This is a genomic window from Burkholderia sp. JP2-270 (genome assembly GCF_003233675.1).
Lineage (GTDB): Bacteria > Pseudomonadota > Gammaproteobacteria > Burkholderiales > Burkholderiaceae > Burkholderia > Burkholderia pyrrocinia_C.
In genome coordinates, this window is record NZ_CP029825.1 from 3,036,885 (window position 1) to 3,062,046 (window position 25,162).

18 protein-coding genes are annotated in these 25,162 nt (G+C 67.9%); 10 read left to right on the plus strand and 8 right to left on the minus strand.

Translation table 11 applies throughout. The annotated features are described in order from the left end of the window. The first annotated feature begins 23 nt into the window (after window positions 1-23). Window positions 24-545, plus strand: coding sequence for a GNAT family protein (locus tag DM992_RS31910; protein ID WP_111020098.1), 522 nt, complete (start codon window positions 24-26; stop codon window positions 543-545). A 29-nt stretch (window positions 546-574) separates the two neighbouring features. Here DM992_RS31910 and DM992_RS31915 read toward each other — a convergent pair whose 3' ends face one another. Next, window positions 575-1,267, minus strand: a complete 693-nt coding sequence (locus DM992_RS31915) for a hypothetical protein (protein WP_111020099.1) — start codon at window positions 1,265-1,267, stop codon at window positions 575-577. 350 nt (window positions 1,268-1,617) lie between these two features. Between DM992_RS31915 and DM992_RS31920 the strand changes: the two genes are divergently transcribed. Next, window positions 1,618-2,883, plus strand: coding sequence for a TPM domain-containing protein (locus DM992_RS31920; RefSeq protein ID WP_162631777.1), 1,266 nt, complete (start codon window positions 1,618-1,620; stop codon window positions 2,881-2,883). Between the two features lie 90 nt (window positions 2,884-2,973). Beyond that, window positions 2,974-3,594 (plus strand): LemA family protein, encoded by a 621-nt coding sequence (locus DM992_RS31925; RefSeq protein WP_111020101.1) that lies wholly within the window; start codon window positions 2,974-2,976, stop codon window positions 3,592-3,594. A gap of 17 nt (window positions 3,595-3,611) precedes the next feature. Here the strand turns inward: DM992_RS31925 and pbpC are convergent, their stop codons facing one another. Both pbpC and DM992_RS31935 read right to left on the minus strand, forming a co-directional pair. Beyond that, on the minus strand, window positions 3,612-5,852 hold the full coding sequence (gene pbpC / locus DM992_RS31930) for a penicillin-binding protein 1C (RefSeq protein ID WP_111020102.1): 2,241 nt from the start codon (window positions 5,850-5,852) through the stop codon (window positions 3,612-3,614). Window positions 5,853-5,859: 7 nt separating this feature from the next. Further along, window positions 5,860-11,895 (minus strand): MG2 domain-containing protein, encoded by a 6,036-nt coding sequence (locus DM992_RS31935; protein ID WP_111020103.1) that lies wholly within the window; start codon window positions 11,893-11,895, stop codon window positions 5,860-5,862. A gap of 310 nt (window positions 11,896-12,205) precedes the next feature. Between DM992_RS31935 and DM992_RS31945 the strand changes: the two genes are divergently transcribed. The 5 genes from DM992_RS31945 (at window position 12,206) to DM992_RS31965 (ending at window position 17,389) form a co-directional block, all read left to right on the plus strand. Beyond that, window positions 12,206-12,712, plus strand: a complete 507-nt coding sequence (locus DM992_RS31945) for a sugar dehydrogenase complex small subunit (RefSeq protein WP_111020104.1) — start codon at window positions 12,206-12,208, stop codon at window positions 12,710-12,712. Continuing rightward, window positions 12,712-14,331, plus strand: coding sequence for a GMC family oxidoreductase (locus DM992_RS31950; RefSeq protein ID WP_072438782.1), 1,620 nt, complete (start codon window positions 12,712-12,714; stop codon window positions 14,329-14,331). Before DM992_RS31945 ends, DM992_RS31950 begins: the two co-directional genes overlap by 1 nt. A 2-nt stretch (window positions 14,332-14,333) precedes the next feature. Then, window positions 14,334-15,611 carry a cytochrome c gene (locus DM992_RS31955; RefSeq protein ID WP_111020105.1) on the plus strand — a complete coding sequence of 426 codons (1,278 nt, stop codon included), beginning with the start codon at window positions 14,334-14,336 and terminating at the stop codon, window positions 15,609-15,611. Window positions 15,612-15,802: 191 nt separating this feature from the next. Next, on the plus strand, window positions 15,803-16,222 hold the full coding sequence (locus tag DM992_RS31960; RefSeq protein WP_111020514.1) for a DoxX family protein: 420 nt from the start codon (window positions 15,803-15,805) through the stop codon (window positions 16,220-16,222). A gap of 63 nt (window positions 16,223-16,285) precedes the next feature. Further along, the gene (locus DM992_RS31965; RefSeq protein ID WP_111020106.1) at window positions 16,286-17,389 is read left to right on the plus strand and encodes a porin; all 1,104 of its coding nucleotides are present in this window, start codon (window positions 16,286-16,288) and stop codon (window positions 17,387-17,389) included. An 85-nt stretch (window positions 17,390-17,474) separates the two neighbouring features. On the opposite strand, the gene DM992_RS31970 is transcribed toward DM992_RS31965, so the two are convergent. The 3 genes from DM992_RS31970 to DM992_RS31980 form a co-directional block, all read right to left on the minus strand. Next, the gene (locus DM992_RS31970; protein ID WP_111020107.1) at window positions 17,475-18,017 is read right to left on the minus strand and encodes a cysteine hydrolase family protein; all 543 of its coding nucleotides are present in this window, start codon (window positions 18,015-18,017) and stop codon (window positions 17,475-17,477) included. Window positions 18,018-18,250: 233 nt separating this feature from the next. Further along, window positions 18,251-19,570, minus strand: coding sequence for an MFS transporter (locus tag DM992_RS31975; protein ID WP_111020108.1), 1,320 nt, complete (start codon window positions 19,568-19,570; stop codon window positions 18,251-18,253). A 42-nt stretch (window positions 19,571-19,612) separates the two neighbouring features. Further along, complete coding sequence (locus tag DM992_RS31980; protein WP_111020109.1) at window positions 19,613-20,797, minus strand: M20 aminoacylase family protein; 1,185 nt, start codon at window positions 20,795-20,797, stop codon at window positions 19,613-19,615. A gap of 182 nt (window positions 20,798-20,979) precedes the next feature. Here DM992_RS31980 and DM992_RS31985 point away from each other — a divergent pair, with 182 nt between their 5' ends. Both DM992_RS31985 and DM992_RS31990 read left to right on the plus strand, forming a co-directional pair. Continuing rightward, window positions 20,980-21,882 carry a LysR substrate-binding domain-containing protein gene (locus DM992_RS31985; RefSeq protein WP_111020110.1) on the plus strand — a complete coding sequence of 301 codons (903 nt, stop codon included), beginning with the start codon at window positions 20,980-20,982 and terminating at the stop codon, window positions 21,880-21,882. A gap of 208 nt (window positions 21,883-22,090) precedes the next feature. Beyond that, complete coding sequence (locus tag DM992_RS31990) at window positions 22,091-22,411, plus strand: pyrimidine/purine nucleoside phosphorylase (RefSeq protein ID WP_006478890.1); 321 nt, start codon at window positions 22,091-22,093, stop codon at window positions 22,409-22,411. Between the two features lie 92 nt (window positions 22,412-22,503). Here the strand turns inward: DM992_RS31990 and DM992_RS31995 are convergent, their stop codons facing one another. Together DM992_RS31995 and DM992_RS32000 are read right to left on the minus strand one after the other, a co-directional pair. Continuing rightward, entirely contained in the window at window positions 22,504-22,839 is a 336-nt protein-coding gene (locus tag DM992_RS31995; RefSeq protein ID WP_174418674.1) for a hypothetical protein, read from the minus strand. Window positions 22,840-23,355: 516 nt separating this feature from the next. Next, on the minus strand, window positions 23,356-25,143 hold the full coding sequence (locus DM992_RS32000) for a chloride channel protein (protein ID WP_111020111.1): 1,788 nt from the start codon (window positions 25,141-25,143) through the stop codon (window positions 23,356-23,358). Between the last annotated feature and the right edge of the window lie 19 nt (window positions 25,144-25,162).

Sequence of the window (25,162 nt, forward strand, 5' to 3'; positions counted from 1 at the left end):
AACACACCGCATCCGACCGAATCATGAGCCTGATCCTGCTGAACCGCGTCGCCCGATCCGACGCCGCCGACCTGATCGCTGCCAACCGCGCGAGCCGGAACCACCATCTGCCGTGGGTCGACTCGTTCACCGACCAGACGGGATTCGACCAATGGTTCGCACGCTGCCTGACGGGGCCGAATGTCGGGCTCGTCGCGCGGGAGCGGGCGTCTGGAGCGGTGGTCGGTGTGGTGAACGTCAACGAGATCGTCGGCGGCGTGTTTCAGAGCGCGTATCTCGGGTACTACGGGATGGCGGATTTCAGCCGCAAGGGGTTGATGACGGACGCATTGCGCGCGGCGATCGGCGTCGCGTTCGGCGAACTCGGGCTGCATCGGCTCGAAGCGAACATCCAGCCCGGCAACCACGCGTCGATCGCGCTGGTTCGGCGGCTCGGTTTCCGGAAAGAGGGATTTTCGCCGCGCTATCTGCGCATTGGCGGCGAATGGCGCGACCACGAACGGTGGGCGCTGCTGGCCGACGACGGGAACGAAGCGGGCGCCTGACGTTCGATTCCTTTCGCGCCGCAGGCCGCCTACAGCGGATGCGCGGCGCCGGCCTGCGCCAATAGCGAAACGGCAACCGGATCCGGCAATCCGTTCGAATCGATCGCTCCCGCTTTCGCCAGCGCACCGAGATCGCTGTCGACGCCCGGTTGCCCGACCACGAACGACGTGGTCAGGAACGCCGGCGTCATGAGCGTGACCGCATAGCGCTGCTGGAGGTTCGTCACGACGGCCGATTGCGCGGCCTGCACGGCGTTCGGGCTGCCCATCACCTGCTGGAGATGCAGATTGCCCTGGAAATTACCGATCAGCCCTGCCGTGTTCGTGCCGAGCTGTGCCGCGAGATAGACCAGCATCAGCTCGGTTTCGGGCGTCGTGTTGAAGGTGCCGCCCGCGTATGCGAGCGAATGCAGGCTCGTGCCGCCCGACGTCACGGTGATGACGCACGGCAGCGCGGCGTTAACCGTCAGACGGTAGTTGCCGCCGCCGTCCGTCAGCGTCGTCGCGGAGCCTGCCGCGCAACTGACCACCACCGACGCGCTCGCGAGCGCGTTGCCCGTGGCGGCCGTGCCGGACAGCGAGACGGTTTGCGTGTTGTTGTTGTTGAAGCAGGCATCCACGCCGAAGCAGGCGTCGCCGTTGCAGGCCTGGAGCGTCGCGAGCGTTGCGACGCAGAGTGTGCGCAGCGCGGGGCGGGTGAAGCGCGTATGGCGAATGTTCATGGTCGCGGGTGTCCGGGAGAAGGGAGCAACCGGTGCGCCCGGGGAGGCGGCGCTGTTCATATTCTAGATTCCCGATCCGCGAACTGCTCGCCCGTTTGCACGTCCAGCCGGAAACCTTTCAGTTCCCTTCGCAATTGGTTATGCTGCGGAACGACCAAAAACGACGAGAGAACGCGCCGTTCCCGAGGGGCAGGCGTGCCGTTTCCGACATGAACTTGAAACGACAGACGGGCCGGCCGTGCCCGGCGGGTTGCGAGGGCGATCCGGCATCGCGGGCAGGCACGACCCGACACGACGGACGCCCCACGCGCATGCGCAGCACGATCGCCTTTGCCGGGATAGGGAAAGCGGTGACTGCCGTGCTGACGGGCGCAACACTCCTGTACAGTTCGGCGTTCGCCGCGCCGGCCGGCGGCGCAGATGGCGCCATTGCGTCGGCAGCCGGCGCACCGTCCGCGTCGGCGCCATCGGCCTGCACGCACGCGGCTGTAGCGGCGGCTACTTATCCCGTCGCCACCGATCCCGAAGCGGCACCGCCGCTGAAAGGCCGCGTGACGGACATGACCGGCGCGCTGAGCGCCGCATGCGCGACCGAACTGACCGAGCGCCTCGCCGATCTCGAGCGCCGGCTCGGCGTACAGATGGCGGTGCTGCTGGTCGGCTCGACGGGCCACGCGACGATCGAGCAGTTCGCGACTGCGGTGTTCGACAAATGGCGTCTCGGCGAGAGCAAGATCGACAACGGCCTGCTGCTCGTCGCGGCGCTCAGCGACCATACCGTGCGGATCGAAGTCGGCTATGGGCTCGAAGGCGCGATTCCGGACATCGTCGCGGGCCGGATCATCCGCGAACGGATCGTGCCGGCGTTTCGTGAGAATCGAATCGAGGCCGGCGTGAGCGATGCAGTCGCTGCGCTCACGCTCGAGATGACGCCGCCGGAGATGGCTACGTCGACCGACGCCCGGCGGGATGACGAGGCGGTCGACATCGCGTCCCGCGACAGCCGGGCGGGCAATGAGCGGCGGATGTCGAACGGCTTGCTCGAGAAGCCGCCGGTCGAGTACGGCAGTTTCACGTTCTGGCTCCTGCTCGGGCTGGCCAACGTCGCATTGGGTGCCGTGACCGCGTGGCGCAAGCTGCGCTGGCAGGTGATGCTCCCGGCAAGCTATCTCGTCGCGACGATCGTGCCGATCGTGATGCTGCCGGTCGGCGAGATCTTCGACGGCAATCTCGAGGCGATCCTGGCGGCCCTGGCATTGGTTCCGACGAGCGTGGGCGTCGGGGCATGGCTGCTCGGCATCGGTGTCGTCCGATCCGCACCCATCCGCAAGTACGCGGCGATCATCGGCGGCACGCTGCTGGCGTTGATCGCGATCGGGCACTGGATGGGCTATTCGCCCGGCGAAGTCCTGGTGACGGTATTTTGCGTGCTGACGCTGATCCTCGGAATCATCGACAAGCTCACGGGCGGAAGCTCGTCGTCTTCGTCCTCGTCGTCATCCGGTTTCAAGTGGCCGTCGTCAGGCTCGCGCGCGGACTCCGATTCGTCGAGTTCCGATTCGTTCAGCGGCGGCGGTGGGTCGAGCGGCGGCGGGGGCGCATCGGGTCGCTGGTAACCACCAGGCGCCATACGCAGCGCACCTGCGCAAACAACGTTTCTTTTCACTACCGCTCCGCCCGGAGCGCTCAACCGGAAGTCTCCAACAATGAAATGGTTTCGAATCCTGCTCGTGTGCTGCGTACTGGCTCCGCTCGCGGGGTGCGGCTATAACGCGATCCAGTCGTCCGACGAGGACATCAATGCGGCGTGGTCCGAAGTGCTGAACCAGTACCAGCGCCGCGCCGATCTCGTGCCGAATCTCGCCGCGTCGGTGAAGGGCTATGCGTCGCACGAGGAGCGCGTACTGACCGAGGTGGCCTCGGCCCGTGCGCGCGTCGGCAGCGTGCAGATGACGCCGGAGATGGCGAAGGATCCGGCCGCGCTCGCGGCGTTCGATCAACGGCAGGGCGAACTGTCGGGCGCGCTGAGCCGGCTGATGGTGGTGTCCGAGCGCTACCCGGAGCTGAAGGCCAACGAAGCGTTCCGCGACCTGCAGACGCAGCTCGAAGGCACGGAAAACCGCATCGCGGTCGCGCGCGGCCGCTACATCAAGACGGTGCAGCACTACAACGTGCAGATCCGCCAGTTCCCGGGCGTCGTGATCGCGAAGATCTTCGGCTACCAGCCGCGCCCGAACTTCAGCGTCGCGAACGAAGCGGCGATCTCGACAGCGCCGGCACTCGACTTCTCCGCGCAGCCGCAGAAGGCGAACGCGGCCGGCCAGTAAGCAGCCGGCTCACGCGCTCAGGGCTTGCGCGCAGCCGTCTTCGCGAACGCGCCGCGCACTTCGAAGCTGATCGCATCCGCGACGTTGCCGCGCGCGTCGACGAGTTCGAGCCGGTGCCGGCCCGGCCACGGCATCCACGCGACGCGGTCGGCATGCCCGATCACCTTGTCGTCGAGCCGCCACGCGAACCGCACGGCGCGCCCGGCCGAGCGTTCGAACCAGATCCGCTGGTTCTTCGGCGGAATGTCCGGGTCGATCGCGAAGATCGTGCCGTCGGTCGGCGCGCCGATCGTCAGCGGCGCGCGCGCACCGTCCTTGCCCGGCGTGACGGGCGCGGCGAGCCGGATCGTGTCGACCGCCGTTCCCGCGATGAACCACTCGCTGCGCGCTGGCTCGATGTCGCGCTCGAACGTGATGCGGCGCGTCTCGACGCCGGCCGGCGCGCGCGGCGCGCGGCTCGGCAGGTCGCGGTGCAGGTAGCCGACGACGGCCGACCACACGGGCGACGCGCCCGTGACGCCCGACACGTCCCACATCGGCGAGCCGTCCGCGTTGCCGACCCACACGCCGACCGTATAGCGCGATGTGAAGCCGACCGTCCAGTTGTCGCGCATGTCCTTGCTCGTACCGGTCTTGACCGCCGAGAAGAAGCGCGTCGCGAGCGGGTTGTCGAAGCCGAACGTGCGTACGCGCGCATTGTTGTCGGAGAGGATGTCGGTAACGACGAAGCTGGCCGCCTCGCTGAACACGCGCGTGCCGCCGTCCGCATGCGCGGGCGCCGACGCGCCGGCCGCGTCGGACGCCGGCGAGGGCAGGTCGACGACCTTGCGCGCGACGCCGCCGTTCGCGAGCGCGCGATACGCGTTGGTCAGCGACAGCAGCGTGACGTCGGCACTCCCGAGCGCGAGGCTGAAGCCGTAGTAGTCGCCTTCCTGCGCGAGCGGCAGGCCGAGCGCGGTCAGCGTGCGCGCGAAGCGGTGCGGCGTGACAAGCACGAGCGTGCGCACGGCCGGCACGTTCAGCGAGCCGCCGAGCGCGCTGCGCACGCTTACCCAGCCCTTGAAATCCTTGTCGTAGTTTTGCGGAATGTACAGGCCGCCGCCGGCGGCGAGGTTGATCGGCGCGTCGTCGAGCAGCGACGCGGCGGTCAGCCGCTTTTCGTCGAGCGCCTGCGCATAGAGGAACGGCTTGAGCGTCGAGCCGGCCTGGCGCGGCGCGAGCACGGCATCGACGTCGCGCGCGCTCGACAACGCGCCCGACGATCCGACCCATGCGCGAATTTCGCCGGTCGCGTTGTCGATCACGACGACCGCGCCGTCCTGCACGTTGCGCCGGTGCGCGGGCGCGTTGAGTTCGGTCAGCGCGCGCATCAGCGTGTCGCGCGCAAAGCGTTGCAACGGCGCATCGAGCGTCGTGCGGACCTGCGCGCCGGGCGCCGGCCTGACCTCGGCCGCGATGCGCCGCGCGAAGTGCGGGGCGAGGGCGGCACCGTCGTCGCGTATGGCGTTGGCCGGCCGCGCGGTGACGAACTGCACGTAGCCGTCGAGCGACGCGCACACCTGCTCGGCATGCATGTCGCGCAGGATCCGGCACGCGCGCTCGGCGACCTTCGCGGGCGTCGCGTTGGGCGCACGTACGAGTGCGGCCGCGATCGCGGCTTCGCGCGCGTCGAGGCCCGACGGCGCCTTGCCGAACAGCACCTGCGACAGCGCGCCGAGCCCGACCGTCTCGCCGCGGAACGGCACGAGATTCAGGTATGCCTCGAGGATCTGGTCCTTGCGCCAGCCGCGTTCGAGCAGCAGCGCGTTCATCGCCTGCGTGGCCTTCTGGGGCAGCGAGCGCTGGCCAGAGCGGCGCGGCGAATCGCTGAGCAGCCCGGCGAGCTGCATCGTCACGGTCGACGCGCCGCGCGTGCGCTCGTTCCACAGGTTGCCCCACGCGGCGCCGGCGATCCCGCGCCAGTCGACGCCGCTGTGTTCGTAGAAGCGCTTGTCCTCGGAGACGACGATCGCCTCGCGGAACGCGGGCGATACGTCCGCGAGCGACACCCAGTCGCCGCGCCGTTCGGTGAGGTCGACGCGCGTGCGCTGCAGCGGCGTGCCGTCGCGCGCGAGCAGCACCCAGTCGGAGCTGCGCCAGTCGCGGCGCACGTCGTCGTAACCCGGCAGCGCATGCGCGACGAGCGGCGCGGCCAGCACGACGGCGACGAATACGCGGCCGGCGAAACGCGCCGGCCGCGGCAAGACCCGATCGATCATCACGCGCTCACTGCTTGCCCGCGTCGGCCGGCTTCACGGTCATCGGCGGGTTCGGCCACAGGCCGTACACGGACGGCGCGTACAGCGCCTCGACGCGCGTCGGCGGCAATCCGAACGTGCCAACGTTGTTCAGCCGCACCGTGTACTCGACCGAGAATTTGCCCTTCGGCAGATAGTCGTAGTACGCGCGGTAGCCGTCGAAGTCGCGCTCGATGAACGCCGGCCACGCGCCGTCGGGCGTCTTCTCGCCCTGCGTCGCCGCTTCGGAATCGCGGCCGAGGCCCGAACCGAGGATCGTCGCGCCGGACGGGATCGGATCGTTGACGACGACCCACGTCATGTCGCTTTGCGCTTCGATGTCGAGATGCACGCGCACGACGTCGCCGCGCGTCAGCACGCCCTTGACGGCGGGCGACACCGGCGTGATGGTCTTCGTGATCCGGTAGCCTGCCGCGAACGGCGAGCGCAGCGGCACGGCCGCGAGGCTCTCGACCGTCGCCCACGGGCGCCCGGTGCCTTCCTGCGTGACGGACAGCGTGGCCGGCGCCTGCGACGCGCGCGGCCACGGCATCAGTACGCTGCGCGCGGCGGCGGCGCGGGTCGCGGCGGTGGCCGATGCAGGCGTGTCGGCGGGGGCCGGCGCCTGCGACCACGAGATCGCGCGCTCGTTGCCGCCGAGCGTGACCTTCGTCGCGCCGGAGACGGGCGTGCTCTCGTAGGTGCGCGAGAAGCGCTCGACCGCGAGCAGCCCGAGCGCGTTCGACGTCGTCGTCTGCCACGCGCCCTGGCGCTGTAGCGCGAGCAGGCCGGCCGTGATGCGCGGCATCTCGTCCTTCCACGCGGGGTCGCCCGCGAATTCCATCGAGAGACGCGCGGCATTGGTCTCGTTGCTGGTCATCAGCCACCACAGGTCGTCGTCGCGCGCGGTCGAGAACACGAGCTGCGTGCCCTGGTACGTGAGGCGCGCGCGCAGGATCTGTTCGACCTGCGCGCGTTTTTCGTCGCGTTGCGGGATGTCCTTCACGCGCGTCAGGATCGCGTGATAGTCGATCACCGCCGACGTCGGCCACTGGTTCGGCGCGATTTCGATCGAGCCGAGCATGCGGCCCTGAGCAGCGCCGTAGCGCGACAGCGCTTCGATCGCGGCGAGCTTGCGCAGGTCGCGATCCTGGCGCGGCGCCCACGCGTTGCGCTCGATGCGGCCGTCGACGAAGCGCGCGAGCCCGGCTTCGAGCTGCGTGCGCAGGTCTTCCGGCAGCGCGAAGCGCGGGTCGGCACGGCTTGCCTCGTCGGACAGCACGAGCAGGTACGACGACAGCGTCGGGCTGCCGTGGTGCGAATCGTCGGACGATGGCGGGAAGTAGCTCGCGAGCCCGTCGCTGTCGAGATAGACGGGCATGCGCGCGACCAGCGCCTGCCATTGCGCGGGGTCGCGCAGGCCGATCGCGCGCGACGCCTGCTGTTCGAGGCAGCGGTACGGATAGCGCTCGAACCAGCGGCGCACGCCGGGCAGGCCGTCGGCAAGCTTCGACTGCAGCGACACGGCGATGCCGCCGCGCGGCGCGCCCTGTGCGTTGCTGACGGCGCCGGCCGGTGCCGACACGGGCACCGTCAGCGTGCCGTCGACCTGCGCGAGCGTCGCCTGCTGCACGGTCACCGGGAGAGCGGGCACGACCTTTTGCGCGACCGCCAGCGCATCGGACGCACGCTTGCCGCCTTGCTCGGCCGCTTCGATGCGCCAGTTCAGCGCGCCGGCCGCGTCGAGCGCCTGCTCGGGCACGGTGATCGTCCACGCGACCTCGGTCGCCGTATTGGCTGCGAGCGACACGGTTTGCGGCGCGACGTCGAGGCCCGTCACGCGCGGCGTCACGACGACCTGCATCGCGCGGTCGGTCGTGTTGCGCAGCGTGACCTGCGCGCGGAACGCGTCGCCTTCGCGCACCAGCGGCGGCAGGCCGGAGATCAGTTGCAGATCCTGCGTGCTGCGGATCGACGTGCTGCCCGTGCCGAAACGGTCGGGGCCGACCGCCGCGATCGCGACGATCCTGAAGCGCGTGAGCGCGTCGTTCAGCGGCACGTCGACGGTCGCGCTGCCGTTCGCGTCGAGCGTCACGCGCGGATTCCACAGCAGCAGCGTGTCGAACAGCTCGCGCGTCGGCGCGCCGCCGCCGCCGCCGCCGGCCGGCACGGCCTTGCGGCCGAAGTGGCGGCGGCCGACGATTTCCATCTGCGCGGTGGCCGTCTCGACGCCGTACGCGCGTCGCCGCAGCATCGCGTCGAGCAGGTCCCAGCTGTTGTTCGGCATCAGTTCGAGCAGCGCCTCGTCGACGGCCGCGACCGCGATCTGCGTGCCGGCCGGCGCGGGCTGGCCGTTCGGCAGCGTGACCTTCACGTGCGCCTGCGCGTGGCTGCGCACCGTATAGCGCGTCGCGTCGGTCGTCACGGTCACGCCGAGACGGTGGACGCCCGTGCCGACCTTGATCTCGCCGAGGCCGTAGCGGAACGCAGGCTTCGACAGGTCGACGAACGCGGTCGGCGCTTCATAGTGGCGGCCTTCGCGCCAGAACGCGCGCGCCCATTCGACCGGCGCTTTCCAGCCCCACGTGAAGAACGAGTACCACGGTACTTCGCGAATCCGGCCGCGCAGCGCGAGCACCGACACGTAGACGTTCGGCCCCCACGATTCGCCGACCTTCAGGTCGACGGTCGGGTTCTTGCCGTTCAGCTCGACGACGTGCGTTTCCATCACGCCGCCGCGCTCGACCGCGACGAGCGCGGTCGCGTAGCGGAACGGCATGCGCACCTGGAAGCGGGCCGTTTCGCCCGGTTCGTACGAGGTCTTCTCCGGGATTACGTCGATCCGGTCGGTATTGTCGCCGCCGAACCAGAGTTCGTCCTCGCGCGTGACCCAGACCGACGTCGATGCGTTCGACGTGCGGCCGTCGCCGTCCTTCGCGACAGCGATCAGCTGCACGTTGCCGGCCTGTTCGAGCGTCGCGTCGCACGCCATGCGGCCCTTGTCGTCGGTCTTGCCCGAGCACAGCACGCCGAGGTCGCGCGTGTCGCTCTTGTTGTCGTATGCATAGAAGCCGCCGACCATCCGCTTGCGCGACGACGTCGTGATGTGCGCGACGCCCTTGATCTCGATCGGCACCGATGCGCGCGGCTTGCCCTGCAGGTCGACCGCGAGCGCCTGCACGGGCACGCGCTGGCCGACCGACACCCAGCGGCCGGCCTTGATGCCGGCCACCACCGCGGCCGGCCACAGGATCGTGTCGCCGCGGATCGTCTGCACTTCGCCGTTCGGGTCGGAGAACGTCGCTTCGAGCGCAATGCGCTTCGGCGCGTCGACGTCCGGCAGGCCCTTGAGCGTGACCGAGCCCGCGCCGTTGCGGTCCAGCGTCAGCGGCAGCTTGTCGGCGATCAGCTTCGTCGCGTCGGGATCGTGGTTCGATGACGACGCGTTGTCGCCGTCCTGCGAATCGTCGTCGGCGTTGCCGTCGCTCGTGTCGGGGCGATACGGCGTGAAGCTGAAGTCCTCGAAGCGATCCGCGAACGGCGGCGACGCCCACTTCATCAGCGCCGACACCTGCACCGGCAGGTTCGATGCGCCGCCGCCCGACACGTAGTCGATCTGCACCGCGAGCGGCGCTTCCTTCGCGGCGACGAGCGGGCTCTTCTGCGCGTCGCGCGCGCCGATCGATCCCTTCAGCACCGGCAGGCGGAATGCCTCGACGCGGAAGCTGCCGCTGTAATAGGTGGCGGTCGGCGCGTCTTCCGGGCCGCCTGCGAGTTCGACGCTGTATTCGCCGAGCTTCGCGGCGGGCGGCAGCGTGAACTGCGTGTCCGCGCTGTGATCGGCCGCCCACGTGAGCGGCAGCTTGTACGTCTGGCCCGTGCCGAGATGGCGGATCGTCACGCGCGTCGGGTATTGCGACGGGAACGCGAGGCTCTGCAGCGTCTCGGTACGGATGAAATGCTTCATCGACACGGTTTCGCCCGCGCGCAGCAGCGTGCGGTCGAACACCGTATGCGCGCGCACGGTCGGCGCGCTGTCGGTGTCGGTCGGCACGTTGAAGCGCCAGGATTCGATCCCGCGGTTCCAGCCCGAGCTGACGAATGCCATGTCGGGGCCCGTCTTCGGATCGTCGACGCGCGCCGACACGAAGTAGTCGTCGAAGCGCTCGGACGAGCGGCATTCGTGCTTCGGCTCGAACGGCCCGTCGATCTTCAGCAGGCCCTGTGCATCGGTCTTGCCGGCGGCGATTTCATCGCCGTTGCAGTCCGACACGCGGATCTGCGCGTTCGGCACGGGCTTGCCCTTGTCGAGCGTCGTGACCCACACGAGGTTGTTCTCGCGGCCCTGTTTCAGGTGCACGCCGAGGTTCGTGACGAGCACGGTGGTGCGCACGTACATGCTCGACGGCTTCGCGAGCAGCGAGCGGCCGAGCGCGGGCGACGCGAGTTCGAGCACGTAGAAGCCGGGCTTGTCGATCGGCACGCCGACGATCTCGAACGGGCGCAGCGTCTTCGGGTCGGCCTGCGGCAGCGTCAGCGCCTGCGCGCCGGGCTCGCCCTTGAGCAGCGACAGCGAGCGCACGTCGATGCGGCGGTCCTTCGGCGCGGGCTGCTTTTCGCCGGCCTGGAGCGGCACGTAGACGGGGTGCTGGCCCTTGCGTTGGAGCAGGCCCGGAATCTGGCTGTCGATCGAGCCGGCCGTCATCGACCAGTTGTCGAAGCGGTCGACGGTGCGCATCCACTGGCGGATCGCGGTGTCGTTCTCGACCTTCAGGTTCGCGAACTGCGCGCCACCCGCGTTGAGGCCGGCGATATGCAGGTCGGCCTCGACGTTGCGCAGCGTGACGGGCACGAGCGCCGGCGTATCGGGTTCGGCGAAGCGCTCGACGATCCCGAAGGTGCCCGACGAGAATTTCGCGAGCGGCGGCATCGGCGCGGTGCGCGTCGCCAGCGGGAACAGGTCGGCGTTGGACAGCGAGCGGTCGGTCACGTCGCGCAGGCCCGACGGCAGTTCGATCGTCAGCGCGGCCTGCGCGGGCAAAGGCGGGTTGAACGTGACGGTCGTCACTTCCTCGCTGTGGTCGTCGGCCGCGAAGGTCGGCGACAGCGAACCGTCGGGGCTGCGCAGCTTGATCGCGTCGGCGTTCTTGCGCGAGATCGGCGCATTGAACGACAGCGTGAGCGGGCGCAGCGGCGTGCAGGGTGCTTTCGCGTTCTCGCGTTCGCACGAGAAGCTCGCGGCGAACGGCGCGCGCACGGTGAAATCGAAGCGCCGTTCGGTGTCGTTCGCGATGCCGCTCGGGCTCGCGACGCCCTTGCCGTATACGAGCTGCATCTTCGCGCTCGCCGGCAGCGCCTGCGCGCACGACAGCGTCAGTACGCGAGCGGCGTCCTTCTTCAGCCCGAAATGGTCGAGCAGCGCGTTGCGCGTATCGTCGGCGGCGGCCGTGACGGGAATGCGGTTGCCGATGCCGGCCGCTTCGCACCAGATGTTCGCGAGCGCCGAGCGCGGTTCGGCCGGGCCGTTCAGCTTCATCACGAAGACCTGCCGTTCCTCGATCTCGCGCGAGCCGGGGCGCACGTTCACCGGGAACGGGCCGCCCGTCTGGAACGTGAAGCGGCGCGGGCCGCTGGCCGCATTGCCGGCGACCGAGCGCAGCGTGTCGTTGAGCGCGACCGAGCAGCGCACGCCGGGCGGCAGATCGTTTTCGAAATCGTAAGCCCAGGTCTTGTCGTCGAGCCAGTGACCCTGGCCGCGTGCGGCGGTCGAATCGTTGCAGGTCACGCGCGCGGGATTCGGCGCGGATGCCGAGCCGAACGCGACCATCGGTTCGTCGAACTTGACGACGGTCTGCCGGACTTCGGTGACGGTGCCTTGCGGCGACACGCTCACCGTACGCGCCGCGAGCGCATGCAGCGACAGGGCCGCGGCACCGCCGAGCGCCGCGACGGCGCCGATGCGCCAGAGCAGCCGTGTGACGTGGTTGGTTCGAATCGTGTTGTTCTGTTTGTCGTGCTGCTTCATCGCTCGATTGCCCTCGGAGGGAAGCTTTCTGTTTGATTGCACGCGATTCTAACCGACGGCCATGCGCACGCATCGTCGCGCGCAGTCGCCGTGTGTCGCCGGCATGCGACACCGGCGCGTCCGCCGCAGATTTGTCGCGTCGACGACACAAAAATGCAGCGAAAAGTCGTTTGTCCCGGATTGCGGAACATTTAATGGGCTATAAAAAGATTGTTCGATTCGATTTGTGCGCGTACATTTCAGGTCCGCGCCAATGTTTGAGAAATATCAAGCGTGGTTTTCCCGAATCCGGTGTTCGAGAGAAGGAAACATGCACAACGACAACACCCCCCACTCGCGTCGCGTTGGCGACGCAGCTGCAACCGGCATCACGCGGCGTCAATGGCTGCAGGGCGCACTGGCGCTGACGGCGGCGGGCCTCACGGGCTCGCTGGCGTTGCGGGCCCTGGCCGACGCTCCCGGCACCGCGCCGCTCGATACGTTCATGACGCTCTCCGAAGCATTGACCGGCAAGAAGGGGCTGAGCCGCGTGCTCGGCCAGCGCTTCCTGCAGGCATTGCAGAAGGGCTCGTTCCAGACGGCCGACAGCCTGCCGCAACTCGCCGGCGCACTCGCGTCCGGCTCGCTGAATCCCGATCAGGAAGCGCTCGCGCTGAAGATTCTTGAAGCGTGGTATCTCGGCGTCGTCGACAACGTCGTGATTACCTACGAGGAAGCATTAATGTTCGGCGTCGTATCCGATACGCTCGTGATCCCTTCGTATTGCCCCAACAAACCCGGCTTCTGGGCCGAAAAACCGATCGAGAGGCAAGCCTGATGGCCGATACCGATACGCAAAAGGCCGACGTCGTCGTCGTCGGATCGGGTGTCGCAGGCGCGATCGTGGCGCACCAGCTCGCGATGGCGGGCAAGTCGGTGATCCTGCTGGAAGCCGGCCCGCGCATGCCGCGCTGGGAGATCGTCGAGCGCTTTCGGAATCAGACCGACAAGACCGATTTCATGGCGCCGTACCCGTCGAGCCCGTGGGCACCGCATCCGGAATACGGCCCGCCGAACGACTACCTGGTCCTGAAGGGCGAGCACAAGTTCAACTCGCAGTACATCCGCGCGGTGGGCGGCACGACGTGGCACTGGGCCGCGTCCGCGTGGCGCTTCATCCCGAACGACTTCAAGATGAAGACCGTGTACGGCGTCGGCCGCGACTGGCCGATCCAGTACGACGACCTCGAGCACTATTACCAGCGCGCCGAGGAAGAGCTCGGCGTGTGGGGCCCGGGTCCCGAGGAAGATCTGTACTCGCCGCGCAAGCAGCCGTACCCGATGCCGCCGCTGCCGTTGTCGTTCAACGAGCAGACGATCAAGAGCGCGCTCAACGGCTATGACCCGAAGTTCCACGTGGTGACCGAGCCGGTCGCGCGCAATAGCCGCCCGTACGACGGCCGGCCAACCTGTTGCGGGAACAACAACTGCATGCCGATCTGCCCGATCGGTGCGATGTACAACGGGATCGTGCACGTCGAGAAGGCCGAGCAGGCCGGCGCGAAGCTGATCGAGAACGCGGTCGTCTACAAGCTGGAAACCGGCCCGAACAAGCGCATCGTCGCGGCGATCTACAAGGACAAGTCCGGCGCCGACCATCGCGTCGAAGGCAAGTACTTCGTGGTGGCGGCGAACGGCATCGAGACGCCGAAGATCCTGCTGATGTCGGCGAACCGCGATTTCCCGAACGGCGTCGCGAACAGTTCCGACATGGTCGGCCGCAACCTGATGGACCATCCGGGCACCGGCGTGTCGTTCTACGCGAACGAGAAGCTGTGGCCGGGCCGCGGCCCGCAGGAAATGACGTCGCTGATCGGTTTCCGCGACGGCCCGTTCCGCGCGACCGAAGCCGCGAAGAAGATCCACCTGTCGAACATGTCGCGCATCAACCAGGAGACGCAGAAGATCTTCAAGGGCGGCAAGCTGATGAAGCCCGAGGAGCTCGACGCGCAGATCCGCGACCGTTCCGCGCGCTACGTGCAGTTCGACTGCTTCCATGAAATCCTGCCGCAACCCGAGAACCGCATCGTGCCGAGCAAGACGGCCACCGACGCGATCGGCATCCCGCGCCCCGAGATCACGTACGCGATCGACGACTACGTGAAGCGCGGCGCCGTGCACACGCGCGAGGTCTATGCGACGGCCGCGAAGGTGCTGGGCGGCACCGAAGTCGTCTTCAACGACGAGTTCGCGCCGAACAACCACATCACGGGCGCGACGATCATGGGCGCGGATGCACGCGACTCGGTCGTCGACAAGGACTGCCGCACGTTCGACCATCCGAACCTGTTCATTTCGAGCAGCTCGACGATGCCGACCGTCGGTACGGTGAACGTGACGCTGACGATCGCGGCGCTCGCGCTGCGGATGTCGGACACGCTGAAGAAGGAAGTCTGACCGTGCGGAAATCTACTCTCACCTTCCTCCTCGCCGGCTGCCTCGCGCTGCCGGGGCTCGCGCGCGCGGCCGACGCGGCCGATCCGGCGCAGGTCAAGCGCGGCGAATACCTCGCGATCGCGGGCGACTGCATGGCGTGCCACACCGCGAAGGGCGGCAAGCCGTTCGCGGGCGGCCTCGGGATGCCCGTGCCGATGCTCGGCAAGATCTACACGAGCAACATCACGCCCGATCCCGATACGGGCATCGGCAACTGGACGTTCGACGACTTCGAGCGGGCGGTGCGTCACGGCGTCTCGAAGAACGGCGACAACCTGTACCCGGCGATGCCGTACGTGTCGTACGCGAAGATCAACGACGACGACGTGCAGGCGCTGTATGCGTACTTCATGCACGGCGTCGAACCGGTCAAGCAGACGCCGCCGAAGAACGAGATCCCCGCGCTTCTGAGCATGCGCTGGCCGCTGAAGATCTGGAACTGGCTGTTCCTGAAGGACGGCGTGTACCAGCCGAAGCCGGCGCAGAGCGCCGAGTGGAACCGCGGCGCGTACCTCGTGCAGGGCCTCGCGCACTGCAGCACGTGCCACACGCCGCGCGGCATCGCGATGCAGGAGAAGTCGCTCGACGAGACGGGCGGCAGCTTCCTGTCGGGCTCGGTGCTCGCGGGCTGGGACGGCTACAACATCACGTCCGACCCGAACGCGGGGATCGGCGGCTGGACGCAGCAGCAGCTCGTGCAGTACCTGCGCACCGGCAGCGTGCCGGGCGTCGCGCAGGCGGCCGGCCCGATGGCCGAGGCGATCGAGCACAGCTTCTCGAAGATGACGGAATCCGACATCGGCGCGATCTCGACGTACATTCGCACGGTGCCGGCCGTCGCCAGCGGCGACGCAAAGCAGTCGCGCTCGTCGTGGGGCAAGCCGGCCGAGGACGGCCTGAAGCTGCGCGGCGTCGCGCTCGCGTCGTCGGGCATCGATCCGGCGCGGCTCTATCTCGGCAACTGCGCGACCTGCCACCAGATGCAGGGCAAGGGCACGCCGGACGGGTATTACCCGCCGCTGTTCCACAACTCGACGGTCGGCGCACCGAATCCGACCAACCTCGTGCAGGTGATCCTGAACGGCGTGCAGCGCAAGGCCGGCAGCGAGGACGTCGGGATGCCGGCGTTCCGCCACGAGCTGTCGGATGCGCAGATCGCCGCGCTGACGAACTACCTGACCGGGCAGTTCGGCAATCCGGCCGCGAAGGTGACCGAGCAGGACGTCGCGAAGCTGCGCTGACGCGGCGCGCGACGGCGCGACAGCGCAACTTCGAAGAAGAGCAGCATCTAACAAGAGGAGGAGCACAGCACATCGGGCCGAGCCCGATGCCGGTTGTTGCAGAGCGGGACGGGCGGCGCAGGCGGCCGCCCGTTCCGGTTCATTGGCAATCCGGTGCGCCAGCCGCGCATCGTTTTTCGTTGATCGACACCATGACACCGAATCAACCGTTTCTCGCGTCCCAGCGCGATGTGCTGCTGCTGCTTGCCCGGATCCTGCTCGTGATCCTGTTCGTGATGTTCGGCTGGAAGAAGATCGTCGACTTTCCCGGTACCATCGCGTTCATGGGTTCGGAAGGCGCGCCCGCGCCGATCGTGTCCGCGGCGATCTCCGTCGCGATGGAACTGTTCGCCGGGATCGCGATCCTGGTCGGCTTCCAGACGCGGCCGCTCGCGCTGCTGCTTGCGCTGTATACGATCGGAACCGGCATCATCGGCCACCACTACTGGACGATGACGGGCGGCGAGCAGATCAACAACATGATTCATTTCTACAAGAACATCGCGATCTCGGGCGGCCTGCTCGCGCTCTGCGCGGCGGGCCCCGGACGTTTTTCGATCGATCGCGGATAAACGGGCCCGTGGCGCACGCATGGGGCGCGCGCTGGAAGGTCGAGACTCCGAGGGGGCATCATTTTGCGACTCAAACATTTCGCATGGCTGATCGCGGCCGCCACGCCGGCGGCCGCTTTCGCACAAACGAGCGTGACGCTGTACGGCCGCGTCGATGGCGGCGTCGAGTACCTGAACCACATCGCGACGCCGACCGGCAGCAAGTCGCGCTGGAGCGCGGAAAGCGGCGACTGGGGCACCAGCATGTTCGGCCTGAAGGGTATCGAGGATCTCGGCGGCGGGCTGTCGACGGTCTTCAACCTCGAAACCGCGTTCCAGGTGATGAACGGCCAGACCGGCGGCGGCCGCATGTGGTCGCGGCGCGCGTATGTCGGCCTGAAGAGCGACACGTGGGGCCAGCTGCAGGCCGGCCGCAACCTGTTCATCGACAGCGACGGCGTGTGGGAATTCGATCCGTTCGTGCAGCAGGCGTTTTCGTCGGCATCGCTCGTGCGCGGCCGCAACTGGCAGCAAAGCAGCAACAACATCGAATATCACAGCCCGGTGATCGGCGGCTTCGACGTGCAGGCGCAATACGCGTTCGGCAACCAGTCGCGCGGCTTCAACTACGGCGCGGCCGACGATTTCGGCCGCTCGGACGGGATCATGATCTCGTACCACTCGCCGGTGCTCGACGTGCGCGGCATCTACGACGAACTGCGCGACAACAACGGCAAATTCAGCAACATCTTCACCGCGTCGCGCGAATATTTCGTCGGCGCGAACGTGAAGGTGTCGAAGTTCAAGATCCAGGGCGCGTATACGCACTACCAGGCGCCGGACAGCCCGGCCGGTGTCGCAGATCGCGCCGATCACTACTGGCTCGGCGCGACCTACACCGCGACGCCGCAGTGGGCCGTGACGGGCGGCGGGTACTACGTGAAGGTCGGCGACGGCGGCGGCGATGCGTCGCACGATCCGTCGGGCCACGCGATGATGTATGTGCTCGGCACCACGTACAACCTGTCGAAGCGCACGTTCCTGTACGGTACGGTCGCGTATGTGCGCAACGGCGGCAACTCGAACTTCTCGCTGCTCGCGACGCCGCGCGATGCGACGTCGGGCACGAGCCCGCTGACGGGCGAGTCGCAGACGGGGGCGTATGTGGGGATGATGCATACGTTCTGAGTAACGCGACTACGCGACTTGCACCCGACGCACGGGCGGCGACCGCCCGTGCGTTGTTGCGTTTACGGCGTGTGATCGGTATCGGTCAGAACCCGCACGCGTCGGTCGTCGTCAGCGTCGTGAACGGGCCGTCGAGCGTCGCGTTGTGATGCGCGACGATCCGCTCGGCCGGCAGCGCGGGCGTGTCCATGCAGGTATGCGCATCGGCAACGAGCAGCACGCGAAAGCCGAGATCGGCGGCCGCGCGGCAGGTCGTATCGACGCAGTACTGCGTCTTCATCCCGGTGACGACGAGTTCGCCGATATCGGCCGCGCGCAGCCACTCGGCGAGTCGCGTGCCTGCGAAGCAACTCGGCCGCGCCTTGTCGAACACGGTATCGCGCGCGGCATCGATCGCGAGTTCCGGCAGCAATGCGGCAAGCGGCGAATCGGGCGCAAGCGGCGAGCCGGCGGGCCCGGTATGGCGCACCGCGAACACGGGCGCGCCGGCGTCGTGTGCGCGGCCGATCAACCGGTTGATGTTAGCGAGCACACGTTCGCCGTCGTGCGGACGATCGGGGCCATGAAACAGCCCGGCCTGCATGTCGACGACGAGCAGCGCGCGTTTGGGGGAGGGGGCTTCGGACATCGCGTTTCTCCTGAGTGGCCGGCACGGACGGAGAAACGACAAGACCCCGTCCGGAACCGGCGGGGCCTGTGAGGAATCGGTGGCGCTACGACCTTGCGCGCACTCGCCGCACGAGCCCGCCGAAGGCGGTCGTGCGCGTCGTGGTCAAAGAAGTGGTCGTGGCGTGGCGCATGGAGCGATCATGCCCGATGCGCGTGCGCCGCGTCAATCGCGTGCCGCGCAACGAACCCCGCTCAGTCGAGCGACTTCCCGGCCTTTTCGTCCATGCAGCGTATCGCGAGCAGTGTCAGCACGCCGCAGCCGATCGCATACCAAGCGGGCGCATTCGGATTGCCGGTCGCCGCGATCAGCCACGTGACGAAGAACTGCGCGAAGCCGCCGAAGATCGCGACGCCGACGCTGTATACGAGCGCGCCGCCGGTCGCACGCACCGCACGCGGGAACAGTTCGCCGAGCATCGCGCCCGTTGCGCCGATGTTGATCGCATGCACGATCGACAGCGCCGCGATGATCGACAGCAGCGACGCGGCGCCCGGCCAGCGGTTCAGCGCGATGAACGCCGGGTAGATCGCGGCCATCAGCACGATGCGCGTCCACCAGACGATCCGGTTGCGCCCGTACACGTCGGACAGGTGGCCGCCGATCGGCGTCACGAGCATCAGGATCGCGCCGGCGACGCAGCCGGCCGTCATCGACAGCCAGGTCGGCAGGTGCAGCACCTGCACGCCGTAGATCGCCATGTAGAACACGATGATGTAGTGGATCGACGTGCCGCCGATCGTCACGCCGAGGCCTGCGAACACGGCCTTGCCGTGATGGCGCAGCACGTCGGCGAGCGGCAGCGACGCGACCGGCTCGTCGTGTGCGGCGGCAGGCGTAGCGGCCGGCACTTCCTCGACGGTGCGGCGCAGCCAGTAGCCGATCGGCACGAACAGCGTGCCGATGATGAACGGCACGCGCCAACCCCAGCTTTCGAGCTGTGCGGCATTCAGCGTCGACGTCAGCGCGACGCCGGTGAGCGCACCCGCAAGCGCGGCGAGCCCCTGGCTCGAGAACTGGAACGATGCGTAGAAGCCGCGACGGTGCTGCGGCGCCTGTTCGAGCAGCAGCGTCGTCGACGCGCCGACTTCGCCGCCCGATGCGAACCCCTGCAGCAGGCGCGCGAGCACGAGCAGCAGCGGTGCGGCGAAGCCGATCTGCGCGAAGGTCGGCGCGACCGCGATCGCCGCAGTGCCGAGCGCCATCAGCAGCAGCGTCAGGATCATCGCCTTCTTGCGGCCCGCGCGGTCGGCATACATGCCGATCACGAGCCCGCCGAGCGGACGCGTGACGAAGCCGACGCCGAAGCTCGCGACCGCGAGCATCAACTGCCCGAACGACGAATGCACCGGGAAGAACAGCTTGCCGATCAGGATTGCGAAGAAGCTGTAGACCGTGAAGTCGTAGAACTCGAGCGCGTTGCCGACGGCGGCGGCCGCAATCAGCCGGCGTTTCTTCGCGGCGGCGCGGGCATCGGCCGGCGTGCCGGCGAACGGAAGGGCAGACGTTTCCATGGGATTCCCCCGGTAAGCGCGAAACTGAGTGGTGAAGGGCCGTCAGGCCGCGAGCCAGGCTTCGGCGACGCGAACCCAGTAGCTCGCGCCGATCGCGAGGATGTCGTCGTTGAAGTCGTAGCCGGGGTTGTGCACCATGCAGCCGCCCTTGCTGCCGATCCCGTTGCCGATGAATGCATAGCAGCCGGGGCGCGCTTCCAGCATGAACGCGAAATCCTCGCTGCCCATCAGCGGCGCGGCCTCGGTCTCGACCCGCTCGGCGCCGAGCATCCGGCGCGCGATGTCGGCCGCGAACGCGGTCGGTTCCGCGTGGTTGACGAGCACCGGGTAGCCGTAGTCGTAGTCGACTTCCGCGGTGATGCCGAAGCTTTCCGCCTGGCCGTTCGCGAGCGCTTCGATGCGGCGTGCGAGCAGCGCGCGCACGTCGGCGTTCAGCGCGCGCACCGACAGCTTCATCACGACGGTTTCGGGAATGATGTTGAACGTCTCGCCGGCCTGCACGCTGCCGACCGTGATCACGGCCGCATGCTGCGCGTCGACCTCGCGCGCGACGATCGTCTGCAGCGCGACCATGATGCTGCCCGCGGCCGACATCGGATCGCGCGCGAAATGCGGCATCGCGCCGTGGCCGCCGACGCCGCGCAGCGTGATCGTCACGCGGTCGGCCGACGCCATCGCGGCACCGGTGCGGAAGGCCATGTCACCGGCCGCGCGGCCCGGCATGTTGTGGATCGCGAAGATCGCGTCGCACGGGAAGCGGTCGAACAGGCCGTCGTCCATCATCGCCTTCGCGCCGCCGAAGTTTTCCTCGGCCGGCTGGAAGATCAGGTTCAGCGTGCCGGAGAACTGGCGCGTCGCCGCGAGGTGGCGCGCCGCGCACAGCAGCATCGCGGTGTGGCCGTCGTGGCCGCATGCGTGCATCTTGTTTGCGTGGCGGCTCGCGTACGGCAGGCCCGTCGCTTCCGCGAGCGGCAGCGCGTCCATGTCGGCGCGCAGGCCGACCGTGCGTGTGCCTTGTCCTTCGCGCAGCACGCCGACCACGCCCGTCTTGCCGATGCCGCGATGCACTTCATAACCCCAGCCGGTGAGCAGCTCGGCGACGAGATCGCTCGTGAGCGTCTCTTCGAACGCGAGTTCGGGATGAGCATGGATGCGTCGGCGCACCTCGACCAGCTCGGGGGCGATCGCGGCGATGCCGGGGATGACGGGGTTCACGGCTTGCAACATGGTGTCTCCTGTGGGGCCGGTGGGGCGTTTGACGCGCATATGACGTGCAAGCATATAAATTTCTTTTGCGCACCAGAAGCTGCTAAATTGCTTTGGTGCTCACCACCGGTTGCCGCTCGGGAATACCCTGGGCCGGCACGCACGGCCAGGCACCGGGTTTCCACGGATCACGCATCGCCGCCATGAAATACCATCAGTTGAAAGCGTTCGTCACCGTCGCAGAAGAGGGGAGCATCCGCGCGGCCGCGCGGCGCTTGAACGTGTCCCCGGCGGCGCTGACGAAGGCGGTCAAGGAACTGGAGATCGCGCTCCGCGTATCGCTCGTCGTGCGCACCGCGCGCGGCGTGCAGCTCACCGCATTCGGCCAGCAATTGCAGGTGCGCGCGCGGCTGATCGTCGCCGAAATGCAGCGCGCCCGCGACGACATCGAGCAGGTGCAGGGGGCGACGACGGGCTCCGTCGCGGCGGCGATCACGCCGGCCGCCGCGGTGACGATCCTGCCCGATGCGTTTCGCGCGTTCCGGCGCCGCTTTCCGGTGGCGCGCGTCAACCTGATCGAAGGGTTTCCGGGCGTGGCGCTGCCGCGCCTGCACGACGGCTCGCTCGATTTTGCGGTGGCTGTCGTCGTGCCCGAACTACTGGCGGCCGAGTTCGATCATGCGGAGCTCTATGCGAGCCGCTCGCTGATCGTCGCGCGCAACGAGCATCCGCTCGCGTCGGCCACGTCGCTCGCCGATCTCGTCGAGGCCGACTGGCTGATGAATCCGTCGCCGGAAAGCTCGACGCAGGCGCTGTTCAATTCGTTCGTCGCGCACGGGTTGCCGGTGCCGGCGCGCATCGTCGAATGTCCGAGCTTCGGGCTCGCGCACAGCCTGATGACGGGTTGCGACCTGATCGCGTCGATGCCCGAACAACTGCTTCAGGGCGAGTGGGCACGCGATCAGTTGACGGTGCTGCCGATTCGCGAGCGTTTGCCGGCGGTGTCGGTGCAGGTCGTCACGCGCCGCGACAGCCCGCTGACACCGGCTGCGGCGATGCTGCTCGATTGCCTGCGCGATTCGGCGCGACGCAAGGGGCTGCGATGAGCCGGTATCTCGGGCGGCGACCGTCATCGCATAGTGATCCTGAAGATCGGGTGCACAGCGCTGCCGTCATTCGACGCACACGACGCTTGCCCGGCGGGCACGCAGTTCCGGCGCACGCCGCGCAAGCCGGTATCATAGCGGCCGGCCCGCCGCTCCGGCCGGCCTCCAACAACATCGCCATCCGGCATCCAGCAATCAGAGGCATCACATGACCAGTGCAACCCAATTCGACAACGTATCGGTCGTCAAGCGCGCGAACGTCTATTTCGACGGCAAGTGCGTGTCGCATACCGTGCTCTTCCCGGACGGCACGCGCAAGACGCTCGGCGTGATCCTGCCGTGCGCGCTCAACTTCGGTACGGACGCGCCCGAATTGATGGAAGTGCAGGCCGGCAAGTGCCGCGTGAAGCTCGACGGCAGCAGCGAATGGCAGACCTACGGCGCCGGCGAATCGTTCTCGGTGCCGGGCAAGAGCCGCTTCGACATCGAAGTGCTCGAGACGCTCGACTACGTCTGCAGCTACCTGTAAGCGCGGGCGGCACAAAAAGAAAAGCCCCGCCGAAGCGGGGCTTGTCGCAAGCGGATGGCGCAAGGCCATCCGGAGCGCCTGTTCTCGTCTCGTTACAGGCAGGCGTTGATGTCGCCGGCCGACGACGCATCGCCGCCGCGGAAACCGACCCAGGTCTTCGCGTTTGCGGCGTTGGCCGGGCGCACCACGGCAGCGGCGCCATTCGGCGGCTGCTGGCCCGGTGCATAGACTGCCATCGCGAGGCCGTTCGCCAGTTCATACTGCGACGTCACCTGTTGCTGCGACTTGTCGGCCCAGGTCTTCGCGATGCACTGCGCCACCTGGTCGGCGGGTTTCTGGCTTTGTCCCACGTTCTGCAGGGCAGAATCGGCTGCATGAGCAGAAAATGCCACGGTCAATGCGATGAGCGGTAAGTATTTCACGTTCACGTTATCTCCCTCGAGTCGTGATTGATTGAGTGGGATGCGCAGCAGTACTGCGTGCTAGTGAGATCGCATCAGGCAAGCACGGTTCCGGCTATTCCGAAACAAGTTGTTAACGCGCTTGCCAAACGGCGGCTACGGTGCTGCGCACTCTGCTGCGGCGCGGCATGCATCGTGTGCGGCCCGTCGGTGGACGGGCGGTGCGGCAACGACGTCATGCGTTGCCCGGTCGGCGCGCTGCCCGATCGTGTGGTGACGTGACGGTCGCGGCGAGCGGCATGTGTCTGCATGCCGTGCCACGACTCTTTATCTGATCGCGAAGTGGAATGGCTGATTATGGTGGCCCCGTCGCATGGGTACCATGATGACAAACTTTCGTCGGTTGGATTGTTAACCAACTTTAAACGCGGGGAGCAGTGGAAAGCGATGCGGTGCGCGAGGCGCGCGCCGCATCGTGCAGCTGGGTGAGGCGGGATGATGATGAAGCAGTGCGCGGCCACGGTGCCGCGCACGCTGGATGCGTCAGCCGGCCTTGCGCGCGCCGATGTTGCGCAGGTTGGCCGGGACGATCGGACGGAAGCGCTCGCGCTTCTGTTCGTCGTCGAAGTGCTGGAGCGCGGGCTTGATCAGGTCGCTGCGCGACACGATGCCCGTGATGCGCAGCGATTGCTCGTCGTCTACGACCGGCAGGCGTTCGAGGCCGAGCATCGCGAGTCGCGATGCGACGACGCGGCACGTTTCGTGCGCAAGCGCGACGGCCGGCACGCGGTCGGCGAACGCGGCCGAGATCGGTGTATCGGCCGCGGCGTGTGCGCGCTGCGCGTCGAGCGTCGCGCGATCGACGAGGCCGAGCAGGCGGCCGTTCTGCACGACCGGGTACGCGCGATGCGTCTGCTTCGCGCCGAAGTACTGCGTTTCGACGGCATCGAGCGTCGACGCGCCGTCGATCGCGACGAGCCGGTCGGCGGACGTCATCACTTCGCCGACGTCATGCCGCTCGAGCGGATCGACGCCGTATTCGCGATAGATGTGATAGCCGCGGCGCGCGATCTTTTCCGTCATGATCGAGCGCTTCATCACGACGGTCGCGAAACCGTGCGCGACGAGCGTCGCCGCGAGCAGCGGCAGCAGCGCGTTGGCGTCGTGCGTGAGGCCGAACGCGAACACGATCGCGGTCAGCGGGGCACCCAGCGTTGCCCCGAGTGTCGCAGCCATGCACACGAGCGGCCACAGCGCCGGATCGCCGCCCGGCAGCACCGGCGACAGCACGGTGCCGAGGCCGGCGCCGAGCATCAGCAGTGGGGCGAGCACACCGCCCGACGTACCCGAGCCGAGCGCGATCACCCACATCACGGCCTTCACGATCAGCAGCGCGAGCGCGATCTTCAGCGCGATGTGCTGGTGCAGCAGGTCGCCGATCACGTCGTAACCGACGCCGAGCGCGCGCGGTTCGAGCCAGCCGCCGATGCCGATCACGATCGCGCCGAGCGCGGGCCACCACATCCAGTGCACGGGCAGCTTCGCGAAGGTGTCCTCGACGCGGTACAGCGCGGCCGACAGGCCGCAGGCGAGCATGCCCGACAGCAGGCCCGCGACGATGCACGACAGCAGCGCGACGGGCGTCGGCGCGGCCGTGGCGAGCGGAAACAGCGGATCGACGCCGAAGAACAGCGCCCGTGCGAAACCGGCCACCGCGCATGCGAGCGCGACCGGCAGGAAACTGCGCGGACGCCATTCGAACAGCAGCAGCTCGACCGCGAGCAGCACGGCGGCGACCGGCGTGCCGAACACGGCCGTCATGCCGGCGGCCGCGCCGGCGACGAGCAGCGTCTTGCGCTCGGCGGCGGTCACGTGCACGCATTGCGCGATCAGCGAGCCGAGCGCGCCGCCCGTCATGATGATCGGGCCTTCGGCGCCGAATGGGCCGCCGCTGCCGATCACGACGCCGGACGACAGCGGCTTGAGGATCGCGACCTTCGGCGACATGCGGCTTTTGCCGAACAGGATCGCCTCGATCGCTTCCGGAATGCCGTGGCCGCGAATCTTTTCCGAACCGAAGCGCGCCATCATCCCGACGATCAACCCGCCGATCACCGGCACGACGATTACCCATGCGCGGAGCGTATGATTCGCCGGAGAGCGGTCGGCGAACGAGAGCTGCTGGAAGAAGAACAGGTTCGTGAACAGATGGATCAGACTCAACAGCATGAACGCGGCGAGCGTGCTGAGCAGGCCGATCCCGGCAGCAAGCAACGCGATCCTGGGCAGGCGTTCGTTGGTCGAGAAATCGCGTTTGTGCGGTGCGTTCATTGGAGTGGAAAAAGCGAGG

Bases quoted from the DNA above. Each gene is read 5' to 3' on its own strand.
- DM992_RS31910 (WP_111020098.1), top strand. From the start codon at position 24: ATGAGCCTGATCCTGCTGAACCGCGTCGCCCGATCCGACGCCGCCGAC.
- DM992_RS31915 (WP_111020099.1), bottom strand. From the start codon at position 1,267: ATGAACATTCGCCATACGCGCTTCACCCGCCCCGCGCTGCGCACACTC.
- DM992_RS31925 (WP_111020101.1), top strand. From the start codon at position 2,974: ATGAAATGGTTTCGAATCCTGCTCGTGTGCTGCGTACTGGCTCCGCTC.
- pbpC (WP_111020102.1), bottom strand. From the start codon at position 5,852: ATGATCGATCGGGTCTTGCCGCGGCCGGCGCGTTTCGCCGGCCGCGTA.
- DM992_RS31935 (WP_111020103.1), bottom strand. From the start codon at position 11,895: ATGAAGCAGCACGACAAACAGAACAACACGATTCGAACCAACCACGTC.
- DM992_RS31945 (WP_111020104.1), top strand. From the start codon at position 12,206: ATGCACAACGACAACACCCCCCACTCGCGTCGCGTTGGCGACGCAGCT.
- DM992_RS31950 (WP_072438782.1), top strand. From the start codon at position 12,712: ATGGCCGATACCGATACGCAAAAGGCCGACGTCGTCGTCGTCGGATCG.
- DM992_RS31960 (WP_111020514.1), top strand. From the start codon at position 15,803: ATGACACCGAATCAACCGTTTCTCGCGTCCCAGCGCGATGTGCTGCTG.
- DM992_RS31970 (WP_111020107.1), bottom strand. From the start codon at position 18,017: ATGTCCGAAGCCCCCTCCCCCAAACGCGCGCTGCTCGTCGTCGACATG.
- DM992_RS31975 (WP_111020108.1), bottom strand. From the start codon at position 19,570: ATGGAAACGTCTGCCCTTCCGTTCGCCGGCACGCCGGCCGATGCCCGC.
- DM992_RS31980 (WP_111020109.1), bottom strand. From the start codon at position 20,797: ATGTTGCAAGCCGTGAACCCCGTCATCCCCGGCATCGCCGCGATCGCC.
- DM992_RS31985 (WP_111020110.1), top strand. From the start codon at position 20,980: ATGAAATACCATCAGTTGAAAGCGTTCGTCACCGTCGCAGAAGAGGGG.
- DM992_RS31990 (WP_006478890.1), top strand. From the start codon at position 22,091: ATGACCAGTGCAACCCAATTCGACAACGTATCGGTCGTCAAGCGCGCG.
- DM992_RS32000 (WP_111020111.1), bottom strand. From the start codon at position 25,143: ATGAACGCACCGCACAAACGCGATTTCTCGACCAACGAACGCCTGCCC.